The 25,057-nt window shown below is 57.3% G+C and carries 25 protein-coding genes and 4 pseudogenes; 14 read left to right on the forward strand and 15 right to left on the reverse strand.

What is annotated here, in order from left to right:
• Nucleotides 1–86: 86 nt before the first annotated feature.
• From AB8B29_RS26005 to AB8B29_RS26025, 5 genes and pseudogenes are all read right to left on the reverse strand, one after another.
• A pseudogene (locus AB8B29_RS26005) lies at nucleotides 87–335 on the reverse strand (mandelate racemase/muconate lactonizing enzyme family protein); the annotation flags it as partial.
• Complete coding sequence (locus AB8B29_RS26010; protein WP_037190937.1) at nucleotides 302–670, reverse strand: hypothetical protein; 369 nt, start codon at nucleotides 668–670, stop codon at nucleotides 302–304. The gene AB8B29_RS26010 and the pseudogene AB8B29_RS26005, both read right to left, overlap by 34 nt.
• Nucleotides 671–2,527, reverse strand: coding sequence for a malto-oligosyltrehalose trehalohydrolase (gene treZ, locus AB8B29_RS26015; protein WP_439006805.1), 1,857 nt, complete (start codon nucleotides 2,525–2,527; stop codon nucleotides 671–673). It lies immediately after the preceding gene.
• A complete protein-coding gene (locus tag AB8B29_RS26020; RefSeq protein WP_037190939.1) occupies nucleotides 2,494–3,270 on the reverse strand; it encodes an SDR family oxidoreductase in 777 nt (258 codons plus the stop codon). Before AB8B29_RS26020 ends, treZ begins: the two co-directional genes overlap by 34 nt.
• Nucleotides 3,270–3,668 (reverse strand): hypothetical protein, encoded by a 399-nt coding sequence (locus AB8B29_RS26025; protein WP_439006806.1) that lies wholly within the window; start codon nucleotides 3,666–3,668, stop codon nucleotides 3,270–3,272. Before AB8B29_RS26025 ends, AB8B29_RS26020 begins: the two co-directional genes overlap by 1 nt.
• Before the next feature lie 350 nt (nucleotides 3,669–4,018).
• Between AB8B29_RS26025 and AB8B29_RS26030 the strand changes: the two genes are divergently transcribed.
• The 4 genes from AB8B29_RS26030 (at nucleotide 4,019) to xth (ending at nucleotide 8,831) form a co-directional block, all read left to right on the forward strand.
• Nucleotides 4,019–4,498 (forward strand): pyridoxamine 5'-phosphate oxidase family protein, encoded by a 480-nt coding sequence (locus AB8B29_RS26030; protein ID WP_037190943.1) that lies wholly within the window; start codon nucleotides 4,019–4,021, stop codon nucleotides 4,496–4,498.
• A 215-nt stretch (nucleotides 4,499–4,713) separates the two neighbouring features.
• Nucleotides 4,714–7,389 carry a PAS domain S-box protein gene (locus AB8B29_RS26035; protein WP_081938660.1) on the forward strand — a complete coding sequence of 892 codons (2,676 nt, stop codon included), beginning with the start codon at nucleotides 4,714–4,716 and terminating at the stop codon, nucleotides 7,387–7,389.
• 37 nt (nucleotides 7,390–7,426) lie between these two features.
• Nucleotides 7,427–7,885, forward strand: coding sequence for a response regulator (locus AB8B29_RS26040; RefSeq protein WP_051963189.1), 459 nt, complete (start codon nucleotides 7,427–7,429; stop codon nucleotides 7,883–7,885).
• Between the two features lie 166 nt (nucleotides 7,886–8,051).
• Nucleotides 8,052–8,831, forward strand: coding sequence for an exodeoxyribonuclease III (gene xth / locus AB8B29_RS26045; RefSeq protein ID WP_037191916.1), 780 nt, complete (start codon nucleotides 8,052–8,054; stop codon nucleotides 8,829–8,831).
• A gap of 439 nt (nucleotides 8,832–9,270) precedes the next feature.
• Here the strand turns inward: xth and AB8B29_RS26050 are convergent, their stop codons facing one another.
• A complete protein-coding gene (locus AB8B29_RS26050) occupies nucleotides 9,271–9,687 on the reverse strand; it encodes an HD domain-containing protein (RefSeq protein ID WP_037190945.1) in 417 nt (138 codons plus the stop codon).
• Between the two features lie 44 nt (nucleotides 9,688–9,731).
• Nucleotides 9,732–9,935, reverse strand: a pseudogene (locus AB8B29_RS26055) (DUF2934 domain-containing protein); the annotation flags it as partial.
• A 470-nt stretch (nucleotides 9,936–10,405) separates the two neighbouring features.
• Between AB8B29_RS26055 and AB8B29_RS26060 the strand changes: the two are divergent.
• Nucleotides 10,406–10,861, forward strand: a complete 456-nt coding sequence (locus AB8B29_RS26060) for a hypothetical protein (RefSeq protein ID WP_439006807.1) — start codon at nucleotides 10,406–10,408, stop codon at nucleotides 10,859–10,861.
• Between the two features lie 170 nt (nucleotides 10,862–11,031).
• Nucleotides 11,032–11,529: a BON domain-containing protein gene (locus tag AB8B29_RS26065; protein WP_037190946.1), complete on the forward strand. Its 498-nt coding sequence runs from the start codon at nucleotides 11,032–11,034 to the stop codon at nucleotides 11,527–11,529.
• A 257-nt stretch (nucleotides 11,530–11,786) separates the two neighbouring features.
• On the opposite strand, the gene AB8B29_RS26070 is transcribed toward AB8B29_RS26065, so the two are convergent.
• Complete coding sequence (locus AB8B29_RS26070) at nucleotides 11,787–12,053, reverse strand: hypothetical protein (protein WP_113108969.1); 267 nt, start codon at nucleotides 12,051–12,053, stop codon at nucleotides 11,787–11,789.
• Between the two features lie 254 nt (nucleotides 12,054–12,307).
• On the opposite strand from AB8B29_RS26070, the gene AB8B29_RS26075 reads away from it, so the two are divergent.
• The 4 genes and pseudogenes from AB8B29_RS26075 to AB8B29_RS26090 form a co-directional block, all read left to right on the forward strand.
• Entirely contained in the window at nucleotides 12,308–12,520 is a 213-nt protein-coding gene (locus tag AB8B29_RS26075; protein WP_037190950.1) for a hypothetical protein, read from the forward strand.
• 275 nt (nucleotides 12,521–12,795) lie between these two features.
• Complete coding sequence (locus AB8B29_RS26080) at nucleotides 12,796–13,224, forward strand: hypothetical protein (RefSeq protein ID WP_156143612.1); 429 nt, start codon at nucleotides 12,796–12,798, stop codon at nucleotides 13,222–13,224.
• Between the two features lie 179 nt (nucleotides 13,225–13,403).
• Entirely contained in the window at nucleotides 13,404–13,763 is a 360-nt protein-coding gene (locus tag AB8B29_RS26085) for a hypothetical protein (protein WP_037190952.1), read from the forward strand.
• Nucleotides 13,764–14,336: 573 nt separating this feature from the next.
• A pseudogene (locus tag AB8B29_RS26090) lies at nucleotides 14,337–14,438 on the forward strand (Ku protein); the annotation flags it as partial.
• A 209-nt stretch (nucleotides 14,439–14,647) separates the two neighbouring features.
• On the opposite strand, the gene AB8B29_RS26095 reads toward AB8B29_RS26090, so the two are convergent.
• From AB8B29_RS26095 to AB8B29_RS26105, 3 genes are all read right to left on the reverse strand, one after another.
• Nucleotides 14,648–15,538 carry a hypothetical protein gene (locus tag AB8B29_RS26095; protein ID WP_037191925.1) on the reverse strand — a complete coding sequence of 297 codons (891 nt, stop codon included), beginning with the start codon at nucleotides 15,536–15,538 and terminating at the stop codon, nucleotides 14,648–14,650.
• Nucleotides 15,539–15,594: 56 nt separating this feature from the next.
• Entirely contained in the window at nucleotides 15,595–18,243 is a 2,649-nt protein-coding gene (ligD, locus tag AB8B29_RS26100; protein WP_037190956.1) for a DNA ligase D, read from the reverse strand.
• A 67-nt stretch (nucleotides 18,244–18,310) separates the two neighbouring features.
• Nucleotides 18,311–18,619 carry a hypothetical protein gene (locus AB8B29_RS26105; protein WP_037190959.1) on the reverse strand — a complete coding sequence of 103 codons (309 nt, stop codon included), beginning with the start codon at nucleotides 18,617–18,619 and terminating at the stop codon, nucleotides 18,311–18,313.
• A 384-nt stretch (nucleotides 18,620–19,003) separates the two neighbouring features.
• On the opposite strand from AB8B29_RS26105, the gene AB8B29_RS26110 reads away from it, so the two are divergent.
• From AB8B29_RS26110 to AB8B29_RS26120, 3 genes and pseudogenes are all read left to right on the forward strand, one after another.
• Nucleotides 19,004–19,819, forward strand: coding sequence for a transglutaminase-like domain-containing protein (locus AB8B29_RS26110; RefSeq protein ID WP_037191927.1), 816 nt, complete (start codon nucleotides 19,004–19,006; stop codon nucleotides 19,817–19,819).
• A 474-nt stretch (nucleotides 19,820–20,293) separates the two neighbouring features.
• Nucleotides 20,294–21,001: a DUF72 domain-containing protein gene (locus AB8B29_RS26115; protein WP_037190960.1), complete on the forward strand. Its 708-nt coding sequence runs from the start codon at nucleotides 20,294–20,296 to the stop codon at nucleotides 20,999–21,001.
• Nucleotides 21,002–21,195: 194 nt separating this feature from the next.
• Nucleotides 21,196–21,285, forward strand: a pseudogene (locus AB8B29_RS26120) (NAD(P)-dependent oxidoreductase); the annotation flags it as partial.
• Between the two features lie 42 nt (nucleotides 21,286–21,327).
• On the opposite strand, the gene AB8B29_RS26125 reads toward AB8B29_RS26120, so the two are convergent.
• Both AB8B29_RS26125 and AB8B29_RS26130 read right to left on the reverse strand, forming a co-directional pair.
• On the reverse strand, nucleotides 21,328–21,516 hold the full coding sequence (locus tag AB8B29_RS26125; RefSeq protein ID WP_439006808.1) for a hypothetical protein: 189 nt from the start codon (nucleotides 21,514–21,516) through the stop codon (nucleotides 21,328–21,330).
• Nucleotides 21,517–21,623: 107 nt separating this feature from the next.
• Nucleotides 21,624–21,920, reverse strand: a complete 297-nt coding sequence (locus AB8B29_RS26130) for a PRC-barrel domain-containing protein (protein ID WP_037190963.1) — start codon at nucleotides 21,918–21,920, stop codon at nucleotides 21,624–21,626.
• A 303-nt stretch (nucleotides 21,921–22,223) separates the two neighbouring features.
• Between AB8B29_RS26130 and AB8B29_RS26135 the strand changes: the two genes are divergently transcribed.
• Nucleotides 22,224–23,399, forward strand: a complete 1,176-nt coding sequence (locus AB8B29_RS26135; protein ID WP_081938662.1) for a DUF2252 family protein — start codon at nucleotides 22,224–22,226, stop codon at nucleotides 23,397–23,399.
• Nucleotides 23,400–24,030: 631 nt separating this feature from the next.
• Here the strand turns inward: AB8B29_RS26135 and AB8B29_RS26140 are convergent.
• Together AB8B29_RS26140 and AB8B29_RS26145 are read right to left on the reverse strand one after the other, a co-directional pair.
• Nucleotides 24,031–24,330 (reverse strand): DUF982 domain-containing protein, encoded by a 300-nt coding sequence (locus AB8B29_RS26140; RefSeq protein WP_047555928.1) that lies wholly within the window; start codon nucleotides 24,328–24,330, stop codon nucleotides 24,031–24,033.
• Between the two features lie 68 nt (nucleotides 24,331–24,398).
• Nucleotides 24,399–24,872 (reverse strand): Hsp20 family protein, encoded by a 474-nt coding sequence (locus tag AB8B29_RS26145; protein WP_037190965.1) that lies wholly within the window; start codon nucleotides 24,870–24,872, stop codon nucleotides 24,399–24,401.
• Nucleotides 24,873–25,057: the final 185 nt, after the last annotated feature.

Here is a 25,057-nt window from a genome sequence, read left to right on the forward strand (position 1 = left end):
AATCGTAAAACAGCAATGTCAATCGGATTTCAGCCTCGTTTCCCGATTGCGCAGTTTGACGAGCCACTGCCGCCGAGACATTCGCGTCAGTCGAAGAAATCGCGATCGTCTTCCGCAAGATAGCGTTTCGCCTTCTCCGGCACGAGATCGACGCCCATGCCCGGCCGCTCGATGATATCGACGAAGCCGCTCCTCACGATCGTCTGGGGCAGGCCCTCCACGATGTCGCACCACCAGTCGGGATCGCCGGTCGTGTATTCGAAGGCGATGAAATTGTTCGGCAGGCTGGCGCAGACCTGGATCAGCGCGCCGAGTCCGAGGAGATCGTTCGCGGTATCAGTTCTCCACCGAATTCAACACTGATTGAGGCGCGGTCATGGCAGCATCGGTTGTCATGACCGTCCCGATCGCCTTTCTCTTTCTCTACTTCCAGAAACTCTTCGTCGGGGGGCTTGACGGCCGGCGCGACCAAGGGATGACGAATTCCCAAACGATTGACCATTCTGCATGTAATCAGCAGATCAGCTACGCGGCCCCACGTCATATGCCGTGCGCGGATGTCCGTGAGCGGCAGCGGCGGCCCCGAGCCTCCGTAACCCACGGGCAGAGACCTCGGTCCCACATCGATCATGGTAAGCTCAAATCCATTGATCATCTCGGTGTCGCTCATCTAACGAACCTCGTCATCGTTAACGGCTTCCCGCTCTGACAGCCTCGTCATGAATAGGGTCGCGGACCAGGGTGGCAAGCCAGATTCCGTCCGCTGCTCGGACGGATAAATCGTCTCCGAAGCCGATCTGTCACAGATGACGTCCTCCTCCGACAGGTTTGCGCGCATATGCAGGACAACGTCTACGAACCGCCAGTCCACAAAGAGACACCGCTCCGGCGCGGTGACAATCGAGCCGGCATATCCCCGGGCATGGAATAGGGGGGGAACGATGTGATCGCGCCGGAAGCCGATCAGGCGTCGAAGCCAGTCGCTCCATTCGCGGCGCCCTTCGTCGGAGATCTCCTGCCAATCGAGCTTACATTGCAGGAAAGTCTCGGCAGCACTGGGGTCGGGGATATCACTCACACGCATACCTTCTGGCAGCCCGCCGAAGTTTTCAGCCTCTTTCGGGCGGCTCTCCCGAATTGCCGCGGCGAGATCCCCCTGGTAGTCCGAAAAGAAACGGAAGGGCTTCGAGCTTAGATGGTCGTCGCCCATGAAGAGAAGCGGGATCTGTGGAGACAGGAAAAGGATTTCGGTGAGTACCCGAAGGGCACGCTCGTCGACCATGGTATGAAGACGATTGCCAAGCGCCCGGTTTCCGACCTGATCATGGTTCTGCAGAAAGTGGACGAATGCCGTTGGAGATAACGCCTCAGTCAGCACGCGTCGGTCGCCAAGAATGTGCTTTCCCTGCCGGAGATAGCCGGTGGCCATAGCCCTCCTAAGCTTCTCCCAGGGATGTTCTCTGAACGGCGCGTAGTAGCCCTGGTTCTCGCCCGTGACGATGACATGCAAGACGTGATGAAAATCGTCGTTCCAGTCGGCCGTGTAGAGGCGTCCGCCACCCGCCCTGTCCGCGATCAGCTCGGCACCATTTGCCGGGTTCTCCGTGATCAGATGGAGGCGCCGATTGCCGATTGCCGCATGGGCCGTCTCCGGTATCTCTTCCAGGATGTGAAGAGGACTACTATCGTCAATCTGATCGATAGCGTCAAAGCGCAGCCCGTCGACGCGAAATTCTCTCAACCAGTAGACGACATTGTCGAGAAAGTAGCGCCGCACGGGATCCCGTTCGAATGCGATCCTTGGTCCCCATGGCGTTGGGTTGTCGCTATGGAAAAAGTCGGGAGCATAGTCCGCGAGGAAGTTGCCTTCCGGACCGAAGTGGTTGTAGACCACATCGAGGAAAACCATCAGGCCATGGCCGTGGGCCGCGTCCACAAATGCCTTGAAATCATCGGGTAAGCCATAGGCATTGTGGGGCGCATAGTGAAGGACACCATCATAGCCCCAGCCACGCCCGCCCGGGAACTGGGCCAATGGCATGATCTCAACGGCAGTGATGCCTACACTCGCGAGCTGTTCCAGCTTTGAGATTGCCGACCGGAAAGTTCCCTCGCGCGTAAATGTCCCGATGTGGATCTCATAAATTATCGTCTCTTCCCAAGGACGGCCTTTCCAATCCCGATTTTGCCAGCGATATGAATGCGGATCGCCAAGGATCGATAGGCCACTAACATCCGTCGCCTGCTGGCGCGACGCTGGATCGGACACGATCCTTCCATCCGGAAGCACGAATCCGTATGGCGTGCCGACCGTCTTCGTCTCGACAAGCGTTTCGAACCAGCCCTCGATATTCCGCTCCATCGCAAGAACCTGGCCGTCTATTCGGAGGCTCAATTCCCGGAGGGCCGGCGCCCACAAGCGAAAACTCGCGCTACCGTCGTCATGAAGAATTGGCCCCCAGGCAAATTGTCTGTTCAAATTGATGGCGTCCATCAGCGCAGCAGCCCCTGGCCGCCGTCGACCCATATCGGCGTTCCGGTGACATGCCGCGCCGCGTCGGAGACGAGAAAAACGATTACTTCGGCAACGTCCTCGCTCTTGCCGGGTGCGCCGCCTGTAATGGGAACCTGACCCTCCGGCCAGATAACGGGGATCGCAGTTTCGGCCTCGTCTCGCAACGCGGTATTGGCCTCAATGTTGGTTTCAATTTCGCCGGGGCAGACAGCGTTGATACGGATATGGTGGCGGGCAAGTTCCAGCGACAGTTGCTGGACAATGGCGACCTGTGCAGCCTTCGTCGCGGTATATGCCGTCGCACCGGGCGTGGTGAATGTGCGCGTACCGTTGATTGACGAGACGACGACGATCGAGCCGCCGCCGCTGCGCTTCAATTCCGGGACCGTGATGTGAAGTGTCAGGTAGGTTCCCGTTAGATTCACCCTGACAGTCTGGTCCCATTCGTGCGGCTTCAGATCGTCGATTGGAGCCCACACACCGTTAATCCCAGCATTGGCGACAACAGCGTCAAGATGGCCAAATTGTCTGACAATCGCGCGAACGGCTTCTCTCATCTGATTTTCGAGGGCTATGTCCGCGGCCAGAGCAATGGCTGCTCCGCCACTCTCCGCAATCGCGGCAGCCGTGGCTATTATCTCTTCTTGGTTGTGACCGAGAACGCCAACCGAATATCCCCTGGAGGCTAGGAGTATGGCCGAGGCCCGTCCGATCCCGGAACCCGCGCCAGTCACCAGTGCGACACGGTTCGCCATCAGTTGCCCGATCGCCTCGAGGGAATACTTGTCACGGTTGCGGAGGCAGGATCACTGGCGGGAAAGCTATTCTCCAGCCCCTGTTCGAGTTCTTCTTCAAAAACATCCGCGTCCTTGCTGGACCGAGCACTGGGAACAGGCTCCGGGGCCCTACTTCCTTCATCAAAATTGCCGTTGCTCAAAGCATCGTAGCGGTTGACGCTACCGTCTCTTTCTTGTTCGTCGCCAAAAGTGGCAAGCTGAACCATAAGGGCCTTGGCGTGGGTGATCGCCCCTGAGTCGTCGAGGGCGTCGTTCGGGGTACTGAAGGTGAACGAAACGAATTCGGATCCCTCGCTAACGAATTCCACCGTTGTCGACCCATCGCTCAACGCAACGCGTGTCTCTGTAACCTGCATCTCATCTCTCCTATCACATCATTAAGCAGAACTCGCGAAGGCCTCGTCAGGTTCCTGTCCACTGTCGGACGGACTGGCGACTTTCGGGATTTGTGCCGATCGGTTCCTGCTGATTTCCAGCGTGACATCCACGGAGGTTCGCACTTTCTAATCGGCATCGGACTTCGGCGCGCCGGAACACCGTGACTAGCCGCAGGTTGATCTGACCCGCAGCCGCGGCCCTTCACTCCCCTTCCGCCCACGTAACATCACCGGATAGCGAGGTAGCGAGACTTCAAGACAGCAACCCAGAGGAAGGGAACAACCAGACGGCATTGGGGGTTTGGTATCTCTAACAGCGGGAGAGCGACATGACCGAACAGGACGATGCGACGCGCGTTTGGGATCTCGTCGAAACAATCGGCTTTTGCATGTTGGCCACGCAAAATGGGTCTGAGCTGCGTGCGCGGCCGATGACGGCTCACGCTGAGCGCATAGAAAACGCGATCTATTTCCTGACCGATGTTAAGGCTCACAAGGACGAGGAAATTGCGTTGCGACCCGACGTGTGCCTGGCCTACGCCGACACGAAAAGGCAGAAATATGTCTCGGTTTCCGGGCGAGTCGAGATTCTTAAGGATCGGCGGTGGATCGACGAGTTATGGGGGCCACCCGCGAAGATATGGTGGGACAGCCCGAATGACCCTGCGATCAGGGTTTTGAAAGTCACCCCGTCCTTTGCGGAGTTTTGGGACTGCTCGGGCACGATCGTCAGCTACATCAAAATGGTCGCTGCCGCGATATCGAGTGCAAAGCCGGATATCGGAGAAAATGCCAAGGTTGATCTCTGAGCTATGAATGCATTTTCGGCGCAGGGAGATTGACGTTCGGTGGCCTTTGGTACGCAGGTGCCATCGCGTTTTCCTCCCTGCCGAGCTGTTGGTCCCCACGATCCTGACGAGATCCGGAATTTGGATGAAGACGTCAGCCAGCGACGCGTCCTTAATGGAACTTTCCACATGACGCGCCGTTTCAGCAAAGACGGGTTCAAGCGAAGGTTCCTGATATGCGTAATGATATTGTAGTGGAGTCCGCTTTACCTCATGTCTTGCGGTCTGAATTCCCACTACAGCCCAAGCCGGATCTGATCGAAAACCTGCCTTTGGCAATTTATGCTTGCGATGTCCGGGGCCGCATTCTTTGGTTCAACAAGCAGGCAGCAGCACTCTGGGGTCGGGTACCGGCGATCGGTTCTGACGACGACCGGTTTTGCGGCTCCCACAAGTTCTACTTGAACGGCCGGCAGATTTCGCCCGCAAGAGCGCCCATGGCGGGCGTGCTGCGGACGGGAGAAGCAATTCACGGGCTAGAGGGAAAACTTGAGCGGCCTGACGGGTCTGTGATCTCGGTGATGGTCCACATCGAGCCTGTGGAGGGCGAAAATGGGGTAATCGATGGGGCCATCAGCTGCTTTCACGATATTACTCGGCGCATTCAGGCAGAGGACACCGTTAAGCGCCAGGAGCAGCGCCTCGTCGCCACCTTCGATCACGCAGGCATCGGCCTCGCCGAAGTCAACGCAGATGGTAAACTTCGGCGCGTTAACGAATGCCTTGCAGATTTGCTCGGCTATCCTGCGAGCGAATTGCTGGATCGCTCGATCTTCGATCCGTTCTTGGCGGAGAGCGCTGATATCGACGAACATGAATTCCGACGTCAGGTGCGCGGAGAGATAGATCACTATACCATTGAGAAGCGCATCGTTCGGCGCGATGGTACCAAACTATGGATTGCGGTGACCTCGGAGAGTGTCAAGGACGTAGAGGGTCGATTTCTATATGCCGTGCGTGTTCAGCATGACGTGACTGCTCGTAAAGAAGCTGAAATCGCCCTCCTGCGCCACGTGGAAGAACAGTCTGCGCTCTATGAATTTACCGATGGCCTTCAGCGCGCGGCGACCCTTGATGACGTTTACCAGCTCGCTCTGAGTGTGATTGGGCGAGCACTCCGTTGCGACCGCTCTGCGGTTTTACTGTTCAGCGAGACAGGAGAGTTGAACTTTGTCGCCTCACGTCGCCTTTCACCCGCCTATCAGTCAGCGGTCGCGGGTCATTCTCCCTGGTCCTTGCAGAGTACCAATCCGGAGCCTATTACAATCGAAGATATAGAGAGAGCGGATCTGCCTAGACCACTAAGGGATGCGATACGCAGTGAGGGGATTGGCGCACTGGCCTTCATTCCGATCATCTCGCAAGGCCGCCTTTTGGGGAAGTTCATGACTTATTATGATCTTCCGCATGCCTTCAGCCAATCGCAGATTCGGCTGGCCCAGACCGTCGCCCGGCAACTCGGATTTGCTGTGGAGCGGGTTCGCAACGAAACTGCGCGTAAGCTAGCCGAACGCGCCGCCAACCAGCTTGTCGCAATCGTAGAGTCGTCCCATGACGCGATCGTGAGCAAAGATCTTAACGGCATCATTACGTCGTGGAACGACAGTGCCGAGCGTCTATTCGGCTATCCGCCGGAAGAAGCCATCGGCAAGCCGATCACCATGATTATTCCGCCGGATCGCTTGGATGAAGAACCCCTCATCCTCGGGCGTATTCGCCGTGGCGAGCGCGTTGATCATTTTGAGACGGTGCGCCAACGCAAGGACGGCGCACTGGTGGAAATCTCGTTGACCATTTCGCCCATCCGGGACGATCACGGCAGGGTTATCGGTGCTTCGAAAATCGCGCGCGACATCACGGATCGCAAGGCTGCGGAGGCTAAGCTTCGAAGCAACGAACAGCAAATGAAAGATCTGCTCGCAGCGATACCGGCAGCAATCTATACCACCGACGCCAACGGCAAGATCACCTACTACAACGAAGCAGCCGTTGAACTTGCAGGCCGCATCCCCATAATCGGCTCTGACGAATGGTGCGTGAGTTCGAAACTCTATTGGCCCGACGGCACGCCGCTGCCCCATGACCAATGCCCAATGGCGATTGCGGTGAAAGAGGGTCGTATCGTGCGGGGGGTGGAGGCCGTCGCGGAAAGGCCGGATGGGACGCGGATACCTTTCATCCCTCACCCCACACCATTGCGCGACGAAACGGGCGCCGTCATCGGTGGGATCAATATGCTGGTCGACATCAGCGAACGAAAAGAGGCGGAAACACAGATACGCTTGCTGTTCAACGAGCTGAACCATCGTGTCAAAAATAATATGCAGATGCTCCAGTCGTTGGTGAGCTTGGCAAGTCGCAAGACGGATAATACCGAAGCGCGCGAAATTCTTCGCGATGCCAGCAAGCGAATTGCCGCAATGGCTGCGGCGCAGCAGGTTCTTTACAGCACGACGGACGCCGCGCATTTTTCCGCCAGAGAACTTCTAGAGTCAGTCTGCGAAACCGCACGTCAGACGTTCCCAGGACAGGTCACCATTCGATATTCGATCGATGATACGGTACTGGCGAACGATACGGCAATGCCGCTCGCCCTCATATTGAACGAACTTCTGACGAATGCCCTGAAATACGGTGGCAACGCGCGCGAAAGAACACTTGAGGCGGGCCTCCTGAGGGCAGATGGCAAGATTTGCCTTTTTGTGGAAGACGATGGTCCCGGCTTTGACTGGGAATCTGTTCGACACCGTTCGTCCGGATTGAAGCTGGTTCAAGGCCTCGCACGACAGTTGCGTGGTCAGTTTTCTGTCACAACTGAACCGAGGACACGATGCAGCATTTATTTTTCCTGAAAGCTTATTCGACGGCTTCGGACCCCATCATCGTTGCATGCTGGATCTCATCCTGATGCCCGCGCACGAGAAACTGCCGGCAAAACAGTGGGTCGACAAGCCGGCCCTCGATCGCAGCCCCGGCGTGCCGACCCGGATTATGATCGTTGAAGACGATTTCCTGATCTCAATCCAAATGGAGGAAGCTTTGAGAACAGCCGGCTTCGAGGTAACGCTGGCAAGCTCCTCCGAAGAGGCCTTGCAAATTGCTGGCGGGGAAACTCCTACGCTGGTGGTGATGGACGTTCGTCTCCCCGGAACGTTGGACGGGGTCGATACCGCGCTCGAACTGTTTAAAACATATGGCCTCCGCTCGATTTTCTCAACGGCCCATTCGGATCTGGAGATCCGCGCTCGCGCCGCTCCGGCACAGCCGATCGCATGGCTTACTAAACCCTACTCGATGGCTTCCTTGGTAGCAGCTGTCCAATCTGCTCTCGGCACCGGCAATTCGTGATAGCAGCGCTGCAGGGCTTATCGGTTGACGCTTACTTTGTACCGGCGCGGCGATGTGCCTTCGCTCGGAACAAATTGCCACCCGCTCGCCTTTTCTTGTCGAGTGCGGGCCGCGCAACACGGACCTGCGGATGCGACGGCCCTGCGTCACGCACGAGGAAAACATGCTGAAGATAGCCACCTATAACGTCAACGGCATCAATGGGCGTCTAGCGGTTCTGCTTCGGTGGTTGGAAGAGGATATCCCGGACGTTGCATGCCTTCAGGAACTCAAGGCACCTGATAACAGGTTTCCTCATCGCGAGCTCGAGCGCGCCGGCTACGGCGCGATCTGGCACGGCCAAAAGAACTGGAACGGTGTGGCAATCCTCGCCAAGGGCACGGTGCCTGTTTTCACGCGGCGTGGGCTTCCAGGCGATCCGGAAGACACCCACAGCCGGTATATCGAGGCGGCCGTCAATGGTTTGCTCGTGGGTTGCCTTTACCTGCCGAATGGCAACCCCGCACCCGGCCCGAAATTCGACTATAAGCTCGCCTGGTTCCGACGCCTGCATGACTACGCCGCGGACCTGCTCGAGCTTGAGGTTCCCGCGCTGCTCGTGGGTGACTTCAATGTCATGCCGACGGATATGGATGTCTATGCCCCGGAGCGCTGGCGGGACGACGCACTGTTCCGCCCAGAAGTACGTCAGGCCTATGCGGGCCTCGTCGCACAGGGCTGGACAGATGCGATCCGGCATCTTCATCCGGACGAGCGGATATATACCTTTTGGAAATACTGGCGGAATTCCTTTGAGCGCGATGCCGGACTGCGTATCGACCATCTTCTCCTAAGTCCCGCCATTGCGCCGTTCTTACGGTCAGCCAACGTCTATCGAGATCCGAGAAGCTGGGACCACACCAGCGACCACGCCCCCGTCATGATCGAGATAGACGAACCGGCCTGAAGACGAAAATCGATGATGGCCAATAGGGGATACGAATAGGAAGGATCAGAGGAATGGCGAAAGAAGACAAGAAGGCGCAACAGGCAATTGAGGCACAAAACGAGAAAAAGCCAGCAAGTTCGGCGGAACATCCGAACATCTGATCGACGAGACAAAGACACCGGGCGTAGGCACGCTGCCAGAGGCTGGTGAGGAAAGTGTGGCACCTAGCTCTGGTTGACGCTGATGGGGCCGAGCTTCGCTCTGTTGGCCGCGTGGCGCATCGCAATGTTCTTCGATCGTCGGCAGTCAGCAACCGCGCATCTTTTCGCACTCGCCAGGCATCGTCCGCGAGAAGCTCTTCACGTCCGCGAATATGGAGCCCGGCGATGTTTTCCAACGGAACCCGCCTTCGTTGAGGTATGGGCTGCCGGGTGCTTTAGGCGGGCGAAGGCGCCGTTTAGCCGTTTATCACGCCGAACAGGATATCTAGCCCCCGTTGATATTTCTCAGGGTTCATGCCGGTCTGCTCTGCCTGCCACAAATTATCTTCGAGATCCGCTCGCTTGACGGGCAGCGCAAGCGGATTTGATGCTGCCCGTCTCACGAACTCATCATCTGTTTCCCCCATCCGTCGCGTCATTGCATCTACAGCCGACACAATCGTTGGCGGAAAGCCTTCTTCCCTCAGGCGGTCGAGCGTCCAACCTCTTCCCTTCTCGACGACGTCATGAAGATATGCGACCGTCCGAGCTTCACTGCCGGAAACGACAAGCGCGATCCGCTGACAATGCTCAAAGAACGGCCGGCCTGTCTTGTCGACCTGTCCCTCATGGGCCTCGAGTGCGATTTGGATCGCGTGGTCAAGATGTTGCATGACGATCAATGCCCTGCGGTCTTTTTACGCGTCCGGTTTGACGACGCTTCGCCGGAGGCATGAAGAAGGGCTTCAGCGTCATGATCGTCCGCATCTAGCAGGTCTTGCAATGTCTCGTGCTCATTGTCCTCCTCCAGTTCATCGCAGGCTTGCAGCCAATGGCGCAACGCAGCGCCATCGGGGCGACCCTCGTTCTCCCAGATTTCGTGAGCGCGGCGGCGGATTTGTTCATGTTTGTCAGTAGCCATAATTCCCCGTGACCCAATTGGCAATTCGCGCACCGCAAGGATTGAACGTGTTTCGCAACTTCTCTTGCTTGGTGCCGTTGCCTCGTGACTAACTCAATTTGTGGAGCATTGTTCCGATTGTGCTCGCCGACCCCAAAAGCTTTCGCTCACTCCGCGGACGACTGGCGCAGACATGCTGTATTTGGAGGGATGTCCTGATGGCGACACCTCTGACGAGATCATCGGCCGATCTGTTCCAGCGGAAGGGCGAAAAGAACCCGGTCTTCGTCCGCTTCTCCGGAACCGAAAGAACGTTGGATCGTTCTTTCATCGGTTCATAGGCGAATCTCCGGGAGTGGTGACGCTCATCAATTACCATTGAACGCAATCACCGGCACAGCTGCTCCAACAGCAGACATTTGAAAAGACTATAAAATGCGCGCTCAACGTCGATATGCAGTCATTTTAGAACTGCGGAAAGGCCATCATCCATGGGTACTATTCAAGGCACTAGCAGTGATTTTTGGCCCCGCCAGAGAATGACCGAACTCCCGAACATCGGAGAAAAAGCATTGAAGACGTTGATCGTGGCGGCCACCCTCCTGTTGCCGCCAGCCGTGGCAGAGGCTCAATCACCTCAGCTCGAAAACATATGCCAGGTCGTCGCCAAGAATTTCCTTTTGACGGATCATCTCAACGTCGGAATCATCCAATCCTTTCCAGAATTGAAGCCGCCCGGAGCTCGTTTGACGTACTCCACCCGACCTGGAACCAGCAAGTCAGATATGATCGACAGCTTCGAATGTGAATTCGATAAGTCCGACCCACCTTACCATCTCACGCGGTTCTGCGTGTCCCAGGTCTGCTATTCCGCAAGCGATGCCGATGCCGACCGGAAGCGGCGCTTCGACGAAATGCGTATCCTGCTCGAGCGCACGAACAAATGAGCAAGTTTCGCGCAAGGGGCGCAGAATGGGTAGATGAGTGGACCGCGCGCCAGCCTGGAAGGTCGGATGTCAGGTCTTGATCATTCATCCATTTGGCCATCACGTGACAGATATGATTGAAACAAAATCGGGGCTCCTTTGTTTAACTGATCAGAACAAAGGAGATAATCATGACGCAGTCTCGAAAATCGAAAAATCTGTCACGGGAAGAGGATTATCGCGATTATCAAGACCGCGACAAACGTGATGGCTGGCCGTATCCTGACGAAGGTGGGCTCGGCTCGGCCAATACGGAAAATCGGGGATATGGCGCCAACCCGCCGAATTTCGACGAAGAGGCCGACACGTATCTCATCGTAGACGCAGCCAACGCGACGAGCCTTGAGGAAAACTCCGCGCACACCGCCGGCCCTCTATCAACGGATCGCATCGGCAGCGATGAATTGGAAGCGGCAATTACCGAATGGCTCGATCAGGACGACGAGATCGATGCCGACAGCATCGATGTGCATGCCAACAACGGCATCGTGACATTGGACGGCAGCGTCGAAACGAGGTCAATGTTCCGAGACATTGAAGTATTCGTCCTGTCCGTGCCCGGCGTCGTCGAAGTTCGCAACAATCTGCGAACTATTGGCGTGGAGTCCCATATACCGCCGGACGCATAGCAGAAAGCTGAGCTTGGGCTCGCAGTTTCTACCTTGCATTGCACTTGACTCTAGCCTTGTGCCGGGTGGATCGCACTACCAGGCGGGTCGTTGTGTATCCCACCGGGGCATTAACCGGCCTGGAATGGGAGGGTCCCGGTTTTCTGTTTTCTACAAGTTGCGGTGAGGACGATTTTTGGTCGACGCTACAGAAGCGACAAGCCCAATTTCTGGAATGTCAGCACGGCCGGTTCGCTTGCAAGAGCCAAACGTGACCACTACAGAATAGCTACCCCTGCCGCCAAAAGAAGACACGCTGAAATGATCAGCGCGGCATGCGCGCCAGTGACGAAGGCGTCGGAACGAACCACCAGCGAACCGACGAGCGCCATGCCCAGAACGGTGCCGTTTTCCGCGCCGAATTGAAGACCCAGTTGCAATGCCTGAGCGCGCTTTTTGACGCTCACCAAAGAGCTGGATGTAAGCGTTGGTGCCATCAACCCGAGACCGGCCCCAATGACGACTGGAGGATCGATGTCCATCATGCTCTTCCATGTTGCCTTCAAGAAAAACTCTCAAAAGCATGATTGGATCGATCGGCTCGAGAGGACTGTGAGCGGGAGAAGGACCTGAATTCGCTACTTTTGTCGATGGTATCGTCCCTGCCAAGCAACCAGTGATGTCATGCGGCCAAAAACGTTCGGTTCACATCCTCAAAGGGAGACTTTTAACACTGCGGTGAACGGAACTTTCTATGTGGCCATCCATTAGATGAGTGAAACAAACGGGATGGTTACAGATGGAAGCGCAGCTTTGCAAGCGGCGTCGGCCGATACGCGGTATTCCCTATTCTCTGGCAGAATTTCAGAAAAAGTATGGACTTACGGCGGAAACGGCCAAAAGCCTGTTCGTCCGGTTCGGACCCTCATCAATCGAATTGGATCTGCTGATGGCAGCGAAACGACGAGCCCCATCGATCAACGAGCTAACAAAAGAAATGGATGTACGGTAGAGGATCACAGCGGCCTGGAAAATCTTCTTCGCTGATATGCGCCGGGCTACGCTGTTGCAAACGTAACCCAATTTCTGTTCTGTATCGCGCTTGCTCTACACCACCGATCGCCAGACTTCGTGGGCGGCGGGCAAGGGCACTCTTGCATTGGCGGAACATTGTTGGTCTGCACGAGTTCCTTGCTAGCTGATCGATGCCGGGAGACTTCGTGACAATCCCTGGCGATGAGCCACCATATGTCGTGCGAGACCCCTCCAGATGTTGAGGAATTCACAATGAACCCGAACGATATCGAATCTGACAGCATTGGAGGCAACAAAATTGCCGGCGCACCGACAATTCTCGACGAATACCGTTCTTTTGAGGAGGGTGCTGATGTCGTAGACGAGCCTCACGCTCTTGAAGAACTGGAAATGCGTTTGCAAGCTCTCGAGACCGACATTGCGATTGTCCGAGCGCGCGTCAACACAATCCTCATTCAGGCGGCGAGGGTCGTTGACGCCAAAGTTGAATGGGTTGATGGCTGCGCGCATGCGCAGATGGGTTCACATCCATGGCTGAAGCTTTCGGCGGCAGCTGGTGCGGCCTTTGTGGCCGGAAGACTTATCCATCCTTTACCACTGGGTCTTATCGCATTGGCGGCAAAACTACTGGTCGTCAGCGCGATCGGGACGGCTTACCCTGGTAAGGAGGTACGGCTCTGATCATGAGGGCGGCTATGCGAAGTTCAGCGTACTGCGATCTTCCTCGATTGCCTGGCCGTCCCATGGCCATACAACCAAGAAAGTCGGTTTCCGAAACCGGCAAATCTGCGCCCCCATCGGCAGGGGCCGTCTTTCGCGATCGCTACCCTGACCACCTAAACGTTATGGAGGAAACATTTATGCCGACGTCCAAACAATCGCCTGCGGTCCAGTCCATGCGTAAGGAACAAAAGGAGCAGCGGACCCGCGCCCGAATGAGCGAGCTCGATACCGGGCTCGAGGGCACTTTTCCCGCGTCCGACCCGATTTCGGCCACGCGTAGTGCGGTTTCGGTCGTGCGGGTCGATGCCGAGGCGGCCAACAGCGCGATGCGGCAGCAGGCGGCGTTCGGCTCACCGCTAGTTTCGAAGACGGCACGTACTGCCAAGGCTGATGGTTGGAGCGCGGTTCGTGAAATCGAAGATCGGATCCGCAAGCAACCATTAACAGCAGTGGCGGTCGTCGCCGCCCTCGCCTGGGTCTTCGGCGCAACGCGTTGAGAACGCCGATCGATCTAGATTATCTTGGACAGAAGAGGCTTCGTCCGGTGCTATTCCTTCCAGCGTCAATGCCAACGCAAAATGCCTGGACCTCCAAAGGGTTGGCGAGAAGTGATTTTCGTCGACGTTGATCTTGTTTCAAGCGCGCTCCTCATTTCGGCAACGCGTGTCATTAGTACTTTCGTGCGGTATTTGGGAGAGGTGGCGGTCGGGTTGTCCTACTGCTAGAAGACGAGCCATTAATAGCGCTCGACGTTGAAGACGCTCTCGGCAATGTGGGCTTTCAAGAAATTCGAACCATCTCATCCTGCGCAGACGCGGAAGCCTGGCTCAACCGAAGCAGCCCTGTATTCGCCATCGTCGATCCGCGCCTGCGAGACGGAATGCTCAGATGTTAGTAAAGAGAAACGTCCCATTTATGGTCTACTCCGCGACGTCATCGCTGTCGCCGACCGGGAGCCAGCCCTCGCATCGGCGTATGGCTGTCAAAGCCTTCGCCACCCACAGATCTGATCGAGACAATTGAAATGGCTACTCTTAGTCGAGACTAAGCGATAGGCTGCGGGACGGCATAAAATGGAAAAGGTCGCGGCCCTTGCCCGGACTATTCTGTTCCGACGGATGCCCGCCGTTCTCATTCGCCCACATGCTAAGGGCCTGATCGCCAACACGCTCATCCGCGCACATTTCCGGTGTGAGTCGCTTGCCGAACCAGCCGAGATTTTCCAAAACCCCGTTTCAACGGTGGCCGAACGGGATGCCCCGACCGGACGGTAGCCTGACCATTTCACGCGGGTAGATCTGCGGCGAGCTCGAAGCTTTTCAAGCTCGTTCAGCATCTGCCGCCTGCCCAATCGGGGCGCTTCTCTCCCAGCTATCACCACTTACTTGCCATGCTTTTCTTCCTTGCGCTGCTGGGCGCGCCGTCTTGATCTGGCCTTTTGCCGCGCGGTTCGCAATTCTTCCAGATCCGGGAACCACCAACCTCGAATGAGTTCTTCCTCTCCAGATCGCATTCGTGCCGGCCAGGTCGTCACCAGCTCCTCCAAAGAACCGAGCCGCCACCGCGCCCATACATGCTCCTCATTCTGCCCTGCAGGAAAATAGAACGCACTGACAGTCGCGGGGTTTGCCAGCTCGGCATCCGTGCCGATGAAGATAACGACACCGGCATGCGTACCGACCGCACGCTCGAACGGCGGGACATCGTCAGCGGGAACAGGATAGCGTTTTCGCCTACGCTCCTTCAATTTCGCCTTCGATATCTCCTCTTCCTCCGTGCCCTTAGTGGCCTCGCGGCGCGCTTTCCTAACCTCGGGTTCGTTGCGCGCGGCTGCCGCCTCGATTGCGGACCATCGTCGGCGGAGTTCGTCGTATGATCGGTAAGGGACAGTCCACAGCCGGCGATCCGCGTCCCAGCGCGCGAACGGGATTTCTCGTATTTCGTTCACGACAGTGCGCGAGTAGGGTGTCCGGATTTGAAAGGCCGAAGGCGTCGCTTCGAGATAGCGGCTTTCGATTGGATCGAATGCGAAAGCATCCCTGCCCTTTTCGTCGGCAAAAGCGTCCGCCTCCGCTTCCATCTCGGCGCGCCAGCGTCCAATTCGCCTCTCGGCGGTCCGGCCGGGCACAAACCAGGCATTTAAGGTGTCACTCCAGCGTGCACGCGGGAAAGACTCACGAAAGCGCTGCACGGTAATCCGATCGTGAGGCAAGTCTGTCGTTGCGCCAACGCGCGGCTCAGTTGAGGTGGCTTCGTTCTGTTCCTTTTCCATGGTGCCTTGCCGCACGAATTCGAAATCCTGTTCAGTCGCCAGGCCGCCACGAACGCTCAAGCTACCTGTCTGGACTTCCCGAGGCGCTTGATAGCCTGTTCAAGCGGCCGTTGACCGTCGCAATAATCCTGCCATGCCGAGCTTGTCGCAAGCAGCCCAGGAACTGTGCGAACCGTAAATCTCTTTGGATCAAGGTCCGCTTTGACCTGGGTCCATGTCAGCGGCATCGACACCGTGGCGCCCGGCCGCGCCCGTGGAGACAAAGGTGCGACAGCCGTCGCCATACGATCGTTGCGCAGGTAGTCGAGGAAGATGCGCCCTTCACGCTGGTTCTTGGCCATCTTGATCAGGTAGAGACCCGGATTGTCACGTGCCATCTGCTCGCAGACGTCATGGGCGAAGCCCTTCGCTATGTCCCAGCTGAGTTTCTTGCCTTTCGGCACGGCAAGCGGCGTCACCACGTGCAGTCCCTTGCCACCCGTCGTCTTGCAGAAGCTGACGAGCCCGAGGTCGTCCAGCCGGTCGCGAATTTCGCGGGCAGCTTCGACGATGGTGGAGAATTTGACATCGGGACCGGGATCGAGGTCGAACACCAGACGGCCGGGCACCTCCGGCTGACCAGGCTCACAGTTCCACGGGTGTAGCTCGACACCGCCGATCTGGGCGATCGCAGCAAGACCTTCGACCCGATCGATCTGTAGGTATGGTTTCTTGTCGCCAAGAACCGTAACCAGTTCCAGCAGGTTCGATGTTCCCGGCATGGCGTGTCGCTGAAAGAACTGTTCTCCCCCAGTGCCGTCGGGTATGCGGATAATGGAACAAGGTCGCCCCTTGATGTGGTCGATCAACCAGGAGCCGACGGCTTCATAATAGCGCGCCAGATCAACCTTGTTCACCGGCTCCCCATCACCGGCACCCGGCCATAGCGGCTTGTCCGGACTGGAAATCATCACGCCCATCACCTCCACCTTCCCGCCCTTGCGAAAGGGCTTTGGCGCAGGTTTCGACGTCTCGGGGTCGGGCACCTCGGTTTTGGCGGGTGAGGCCGGCTTCTCGGCCTCGACCTCTGCGGCCGGCTTATCTTCCCGCAAGCCCTTGAAGGCCGCCTGACGCACCTGGCCATCGGCCGTCCAGCCAGCAAACTCGATCTCGGCAACGAGTTCTGGTTTCAGCCAAACGATATCGGAAGTTTTCTTCGGCGCGCCTATCCCCGTGAACGGCGATTTAGATGTTTCCATCTCCCGCAGTTTGGGGAGCAACGTCTCGACGGTCTTGGCGCCATAGCCCGTGCCGACGCGCCCGACATAGACGAAGTGGTCGCCGCGATTGACGCCGACGAGCAACGATCGGAACTTGCCATTGGTTTTTGCGTAGGCGCCGATGACGACTTCGTGCCCTGCCCGGCATTTCGACTTCGCCCAGGTCTCCGTGCGGCCCGATTGGTACGGCACATCGCCCCGCTTGGAGACAATCCCTTCCAGCGACAAACGACAGGCAGATCTGAGAACGGCATCGCCACCGGTTTCGAAATGCTCGACGAAGCGCAGACGCGGATCTTCGCCGGCGCCCGACAAGAGCGCCGCAAGCCGTTCCTTTCGTTCGGTGAGCGGGAGCTCGCGCACGTCTTCGTCCCCGACGAAAAGGAGGTCGAACGCGAAGTAGACCAGAGCGTCGGTCTTTCCTTCCGACAGCGCGGCTTGCAGAGCGGCGAAATCCGGGGCGCCGTTTTCGTCGAGTGCGCAGATTTCTCCATCAATAATGGCATCTGGAAGAGCGGAAGCCGACCTGGCAATGGCCGGGTACTTGCCTGTCCAATCCAGGCCTTTGCGGGTTTTCAACGTCACCTTACCATCCTCAATTCGCATCTGAATGCGATAGCCGTCGAACTTGATCTCATGGATCCAACCGTCGGCTGATGGCGGGCGAGCCAGGGTTTCGCACAGTTGCGGCGGGATGAAATCCGGCATGGCGGATTTCGTCCGCTTGGTGGCGGCCGGCTTTTTCGCGATCTTGGTCCTTGTGTTGCGTCCCTCGGCGGCAAGACCGTGACTGCTGTCCCATACTGCATCCGCCTCGACCTCGGCATTCTGCAGCATGAATGGCCTCGGCTTCCTGCCTTTTCCGGATGCGATTGCCTCTATCGTCCTGGCGGACGCCACCGACGTAGCGTTTTCTTCAAGGACAGCGGCGCCGTTCTCCTCGACCGAAAAGTCGTCATGATGCTTGATCAACAGCCAGTTGGTCCGTTTGCCGCCATCCCGGTCGTGCCGCATGCGAACGAGGACGAAACTCCCATGGAGGCGCTTGCCTTCCAGGGTGAATTTGAAGTCGCCCTTCCTCAGAGCCTCTTCTGGCGACTTGCTGCCCTCCGGTTCCCAATAGCCACGGTCCCACAACATGACCGTACCGCCGCCATATTGCCCTTTCGGGATCGTGCCTTCGAAGTCTCCATAGTCCAGCGGATGATCTTCGACCTCCACGGCCAGCCGCTTGTCGTGCGGATTGAGCGAAGGCCCCTTCGTCACGGCCCAGGATTTGAAGACGCCGTCGAGTTCAAGCCGAAGGTCATAGTGGAGACTGGTAGCATCGTGCTTCTGGATCACGAATCGCCGGCGGTTCGACGGCTTGACTTGAGCTTCGCCACTCGGTTCCCCGGTCTTCTTGAAATTGCGCTTTGCACGGTACGTCGAAAGATTGTCGGTCATAAACTCCAAGCTCCTCCAATTCTGGCAAAGAAGAGATCCGGCTTTCCTGCCGGCTTCCATTGGCGACCTAGCGGCCCAATACACGGATCGCGCCAGCATCACCCAGACTGCGTTGAACGACGGCGATCTGATCGGCGGCGACGCCGGCGGAAATCACGATCTCACCTTCGAGCGCGACGTCGGTGCGCGCTTCTCCATCGTGAGAGGCGTCACTACCGGACAATGCCGAGCCTGCGGTATTTTCGGTCGTGGCAGATTGAATGAAAATGTCCGGCCTTGAGATACCGCGCAGCTCAACCAGATGTTCGACGGCAAGCTCGGCCGCCTCGCGGGTGTCAAACGTCGCCCACGTTGTCGTGGTACTGTCGTCTGCCATTGCCTTTCTCCTGCTATTAATCTCACAGAATCAAAACGCCCTGGCGGGCTAGTAGTTTCCCAGTGTGCAGGAGCCATATAGTTGGACTTGCTGATACCGCCGCGAAGATTGACTATGTTCTCTCTTTGTTTCGGCGTATGTCCTCAACTGAGATCCGCGCCGGCTCCCGGATCCTTGAAGCTAGGATGAGCGACAAGACCTGTTTGGTGGGGAATTAAGCTGCGACGGAAGTCCATACGATTTTGCCGACATGTCCGTACAGGTGAAAGTCACGACCGATGATCGCAGCATTAGGACTCCACGAGTGAGCGGAACACCTTCGTTGCCCGCGCGTTGCCGCTGAATGATCGCTTCTGGCGGATATCTCGTACGAAGGACACAATGATGAAGATACGCGCGGGCTTTCACCTCGCTTATGAATGCCAGCAGGCCACGCCCATGTTGTTGGTCCTCAACATTCACCCCTCCCGCCGCGTGGATCTTCTTACGGAACAGGTCGTGATTTTCGATCGGCCAATCGAGGCTTGGTCATACATTGACGGCTTCGGTAATGCTTGCAGCCGAATCGTCGCACCGCCCGGATTAACCACGATCTCAACAGAGTTCGAGATCTATGACGGAGGTCTTCCAGATCCGGTGCCGCAACATGCATTTCAGCACGATATCAAGGATCTGCCGGACGAGGTGCTTGTCTATCTGCTGGGTAGCCGCTATTGCGATACCGACCAACTGACGGACTTCGCCTGGAAGCAGTTCTCGTCCACGCCCCTCGGGTGGCCACGGGTGAAGGCAATCCTTGATTTCGTACACAATCACATCACGTTCGACTATCAGAAGGCGAATCCCCTCCGGACGGCGTTTGGCGGATACAATGACCGCGTCGGCGTGTGCCGCGACTTCGCACATCTCGCCATCACGCTTTGCCGCTGTATGAACATCCCGGCACGGTACTGCACAGGCTATCTAGGCGACATCGGCGTCCCCAGGGATCCTAACCCGATGGATTTCAGCGCCTGGTTCGAAGTCTATCTCGGAGGCCATTGGCATACCGTCGATGCCCGGCACAACAAGGCGCGCATTGGGCGCATTTTGATGGCGACCGGCCGGGACGCCACCGATGTTGCGCTCACAACTGCCTTCGGCCCTGCAACCCTGTCGCGTTTCGAAGTTGTGACAGAGGAAATTCCCGGAGCCGCTTAAACGTGGCCATCTGGAAGCGTCACAAAAACGCGGCACTGAGCCAACACTTGGTCGGGGCGATGTTGCTCGAGCGACGTATTGTAATCACGGGAGTGCGGAGCCAATTTCCTTCTTGAAGTCATGGCGGGCCATCGATCTCGAGCTTCGTACGGTTTTGCCCAACTACCGACTGTAAGGACCGGGGCGCTTCATCTGCTGAATGGTCGTTTGCCAGAGACGGCGTCAGATTAGGGTCGGCCGCTTCGGCCAGCGGCTCCGTAAATCTGACCTCTCGAGAAGCTGGCGCTGTTGTCGGCCAGTCGCATTAGATCGATGCGAGTCCGCGGGCTGCCCAGGTCGCCCGAGCGGTGTATCGCCGTGTTCAGGCCCGCCTGCCGGCGATGGACAGTTGGAACAACGGCCCCGGCTTCTCGGTTACTGACAGGCATCACGCAATTTCTTCAAGCGCTTCCGCCCATCGATAGGAACTGGAACTTGCCGATCATTGCCACAGCCGCCTGGTCAATTCCAAAAGCAGTCGCCGACCGCTTTCCCGAAGAGGGAAGTGGACTTAGCCGATACGCGGCGGTGTTTAAGGGCGTCGAAATAAATTCGACGTTTTATAGGCAGCATAAAGCAGCCACCTTCAGTCGATGGGCTGATTCAGTTCCGAAAGATTTTCGGTTTGCGATCAAGATTCCGAAAGAGATCACCCATGTTCGCAAGCTAAAAGACATCGGCGGAGCATTCGAAATCTTTCTCCAGAAGATCTTGCCGCTGGGCGAGAAACTCGGGCCTTTGCTTTGCCAGATGCCACCGAGTTTGATATTCGATCCGTATGATGCCGAGCGCGCCTTCGAGACGATGCGAAGTGCGCATCCCGGCCCAATCGTTCTTGAGGTTCGACACGAAAGCTGGGCGGCGGCCCAAGCAAGGGCTCTGATTGACCGATATTCGCTTGACCGGGTGCTGGCAGATCCCGCTCCGGTCTGGCGGACTGTGGATTTTCTGCATCCGCCTCGTTATGTTCGTCTGCACGGCAAACCAAAGATCTACTATTCGAGCTACAACGACCAGGAGATCCTTTCCTTTGCGGGGTTGCTTGCCGCCGACAGCTGGTGCGTTTTCGACAACACTGCGTCGGGAGCGGCCTGCGAAAATGCGCTAACGTTGCGTGGCATAATGCCGAACTTCAACGTCTAAATCGATCCACGACACTTGGTTGCCAACGTTGTCCCACACAGGAATATCCCTTCCTGTGACCCAGAGAGCCGCGGGGCGTCGTTCTATGAAATCGCCTGGTAGTAGTCTGAAGATGAAGATGGCCGCCATCTGGTCTAAGTGGTGGCTGTTGGGTCCTGCGATCTGTTATCGGACCGGAACTCTTCGGCGGTTCAGCGACGGCGTACGTGATGTTGGCCGATCCTCTATCCAGCTATGTCTCTGGCGCCACGATCGCGGTTACCGGCGGTAGACCGATCCTTTGACGCCAAGGATCGCCATTCGGAGGGGAACAGAGGCCTTATCATTCATTGCGAACGATGAGCCTCCCCCGTGAGGAATTTCCAGAAAATCAATGAAGTAAGCGGGCAAAAGACCGACATCGTCCTGCTCGATTTTAACGAAGAAGCCTTCTCAGCGTTCGCCACGCAATACGGATTGATCGCGGCTTCGATCACCGCGATCAGCGACAGTTGCGACTGAATGCCGTTGTTCAATTGTTTCGCCCAGGAGTTGCCTACGGATCGCCGAGCTCTACAAGGTCGCCGAGATACGGAAAAGCCCGGCGCGATGGCCGGGCTTTGACGTTCGTGAGCTTAGGACGCTAGTCTTTGTGCTCTGGCATGTCCTTGAGCTGATCCTTTGTCCAGTTTGTGACGGCATGGACATCGCCATCCTCGTCGCGCATGAATTGCAGATCGGTCAGCGCAATGCCTACGGGCTTTGCTCCGATGCCGAGGAAGCCGCCTACGTCGATGACGGCGGTGCCGCTGACGCCGGAGCCGTGGATGTGATCCAGCGTGCCTATTTTGTGGTCGTCCGCGCCGTAAATGGTCGCGCCTTCAAGCACGGCAGGCGTCAGTTCAGTCGTGGCGAGGCGAACATGATTTGTATGATCCATTGGTGATCCTCCTTGTTTCCTGAGGAGGGGTAACCGAAGCGAACGAAGTTTGTTCCGTGCCCACGCTCACAAGTGAGTTTCAATGTCCTACGGCGTCAGCGAAAGGCAACGCCCAGCCGGTCGATCGCTAAAGTGGGGCTCAGAGGCAACGCCGGTCGGCCTGCGGAACTGTTCCGACGAGGCGGCGTTATGATAATTATTCCAAGCGTTCGCGAGGATGGCCGTGCAGCGGACACGCATTTTGAATTACCGCCTATTAGGATGCACGCCGCGCCTTACGATGTGCGACGCGAGGGCTAACGGATGAGCGCCAAGGACCGCGATTCTCTCCTGATCGCCCGACGAAACCTCAAGATGGCACGGTCCCCGGAAGCCTACATCAGGGGGACCACCAGACTGTTTTACAACTGGCTCGCCCGACACTCTTTCTCAGTCCCTGACGGACCCGCCGTGTGGATCTGTGGTGATTGTCACCTGGGCAATCTCGGGGCATTGGCGGATCGCAACGGCGACGTTGCCGTTCAGATCAGGGATTTCGATCAGGCTGTCATTGGCAATCCCGCTCACGATCTCATAAGGCTGGGGCTTTCTCTCGCCTCCGCCGCGCGGGATTCTGACCTTCCTGGTGTGACCACTGCGAGAATGCTGGATGCCCTTATTGGTGGATACGAATCCGCATCCGGGGAAAGTCAGGCGCACACACCGCACCTGCGCCAACCGAAGGACATCAGAAAGCTTGTCAGACATTCATTGCGTAGGCGCTGGCGAGATCTCGCAATGGAGAATTTTCAGACAAAACACCCCTTGCTTCCCCGCAACAAGCGCCTTTGGCCGCTGCACAGATCCGAACGCGCCGCGGTTCTTGCGCTTTGCCGGCAGAGGAAACTGGGGGAAATCGTCCTTGAGCCGGAAAAACTGCAAAAATCGGGCAATCAGACCGTGCTTGACGCAGCTTACTGGGTCAAGGGCTGCAGTTCGCTCGGCCATCTGCGATGCGCTGTTTTGGTTGGCGATGGCAAGCACCGGCCGGTTTCGTTGCTTGATATCAAGGAGGCAATGGGTGCCGCCGCCCCTTCGGCGGCCGGATCCGGAATGCCGCGCGACGATGCCGAAAGGGTCGTCGCGGGAGCAAAGGCTCTGTCACCCAATCTCGGCAATCGCATGGTTGCGGCAAGGGTGATGGACAAGGCTGTGTTCGTTCGCGAGATCGCGCCCCAGGATATGAAAATCGACCTCGGACGTCTTGGCGCAAAAGAACTCTGCGAAATCGGCCACTATCTCGGCGGGGTCGTGGGCCTTGCTCACGCCCGGCAGATGGGCGAGCAAGAGTGGCGTTCGTGGACCGGCGAACTTACCAGCGGGCGCAAGAGGAAGCCGGATGCACCGTCGTGGCTCTGGACGTGCGTAACCGAGCTCTTGTCGATCCATGACAAAGCCTATCTCGAACATTGCCGGCAAATCGCGCTCGAACATCACTAGCAGCAGCAACCCTGCCGAAACAGGCACCGATCATGAACCGCACGGGCTGGCTCAGCCGATAGAGCTTGTCGCGTCGACGGAGCAAACCGCCATCCACCGGCCTAGCTTCGTTACTTCGATAGACCTTCAGAAAACTTTCCGATTAACGGACCCGGCGGCGTTATTGAACGCTCGCTACAATCAATCTCGCGCGAAAGACAGCAACCGGCGCGAAATTGATCGGAGTTGAAGATTTGCCCCAACTTCGCGGCTATCCATTTCCCGGTGAGCGTTCACGACGTGGAAATTTTGTGCGTTGGTCGAGGTGCTATGGCAGTTACCAAGTCGACGAAACACGTCGCTGGATCGAGACTATGGTTCGTCATCTGCCAAAGCGCTGACCGAGGCAAACGCACCCCGTGGATCGAACCGGTTTAAGCGCTCCCCGTACGAAACCGTCTTCGAATCGATCCCTGGATATCCAACGCTCAGTCCGCCACGTTCGTCCGATTGTCATCTTCGGAAGCGCGGACTGTCGTCACGACGTCAATGAGGCGCCGAAACTTGACGTTCGCGACATCAGAACAGCCAGACCAATCGCCACGGAATCGCTGACGGCTTGTTTCAAGATATTCTCCATCATCGACGCCTCTCAACGCACGTGCGGATCTCTGTCCCGCCGCAGCCGGGACGCGACGATGACATCGCCGTCCGGCGCCAGGAGATCGTGTTTCTCGGCGAAGGCGGCAAATAGGCCGCGCACGGTCTCAGCTTCAATTTCACCTCGTAGTGCCGCATCGCAGGCCTTGAGCGCGATTGAATGCGCGGGGTCTCTAGAAGAGGCCGGCCATTCCATGAGATGTCGATAAGCTTCCGTCACCGAACGAATCTCGGCCGGAAAGCCGAGACCGACAAGAATAGAAACGGGCTCTTGGAACATATCGGGTTTCATCATGCTCTCCTTCCCAACCCAGATGTTGATGGGCGCCGTCGTGGCAGCGTCCATCAACAGAATGCGGATTAAGCTGCCTTCTGCGCGTCGATCTGTGCCGGTGCAGCCGATGTCGAAGCGGGCGCGGCTTCAATGGAGATTCTCCGCGGCTTGAGTGCCTCCGGGATCTCGCGAATAAGGTTGATCGACAGCAGACCGTTCTTCAGATCGGCTCCGCTCACGCTAACATGGTCGGCAAGCTCAAACCGGTGTTCAAACGGCCGGCCGTCAATGCCGCGATGCAGGTAGCCCTCACCAGGGGTCTCCTCCTTCTTGCCCGTCACGGTTAGAAGGTTGGACTGGAAGGTGATGTCGAGATCGTCTTGAGCAAAGCCCGCCACCGCGATCGTAATTCGGTAACTGTCGTCTCCGGTCTTGATGATGTCATAGGGCGGCCAATCGCTGATCGAACGACCGCGTTGGGCATTTTCCAGAAGATCGAAGATCCTATCGAAGCCAACGCTCGAGCGGAACAGGGGTGCATAGTTATAAGTCGTTGCCATAGCCATATCCTCCTTGAAGCAACATGGATACGGAAGCGCCGAAAGACAGCGCTCCCAGCATGACCAGCCCTTTTCTCAGCGGCTGGCGGCAATCGATTTGGTTTTTCGGATTTTTGAGTTCAAGAGCCTCGACTGAAAATTTTTCTCGCTTGCATATTCCTTGGCGACTGAGCTCTCTTTGGGCC

The sequence above is a fragment of the Rhizobium sp. 11_C7_N12_5 genome, assembly GCF_051811145.1.
In the GTDB taxonomy this organism is placed as follows: Bacteria; Pseudomonadota; Alphaproteobacteria; order Rhizobiales; family Rhizobiaceae; genus Rhizobium; species Rhizobium lusitanum.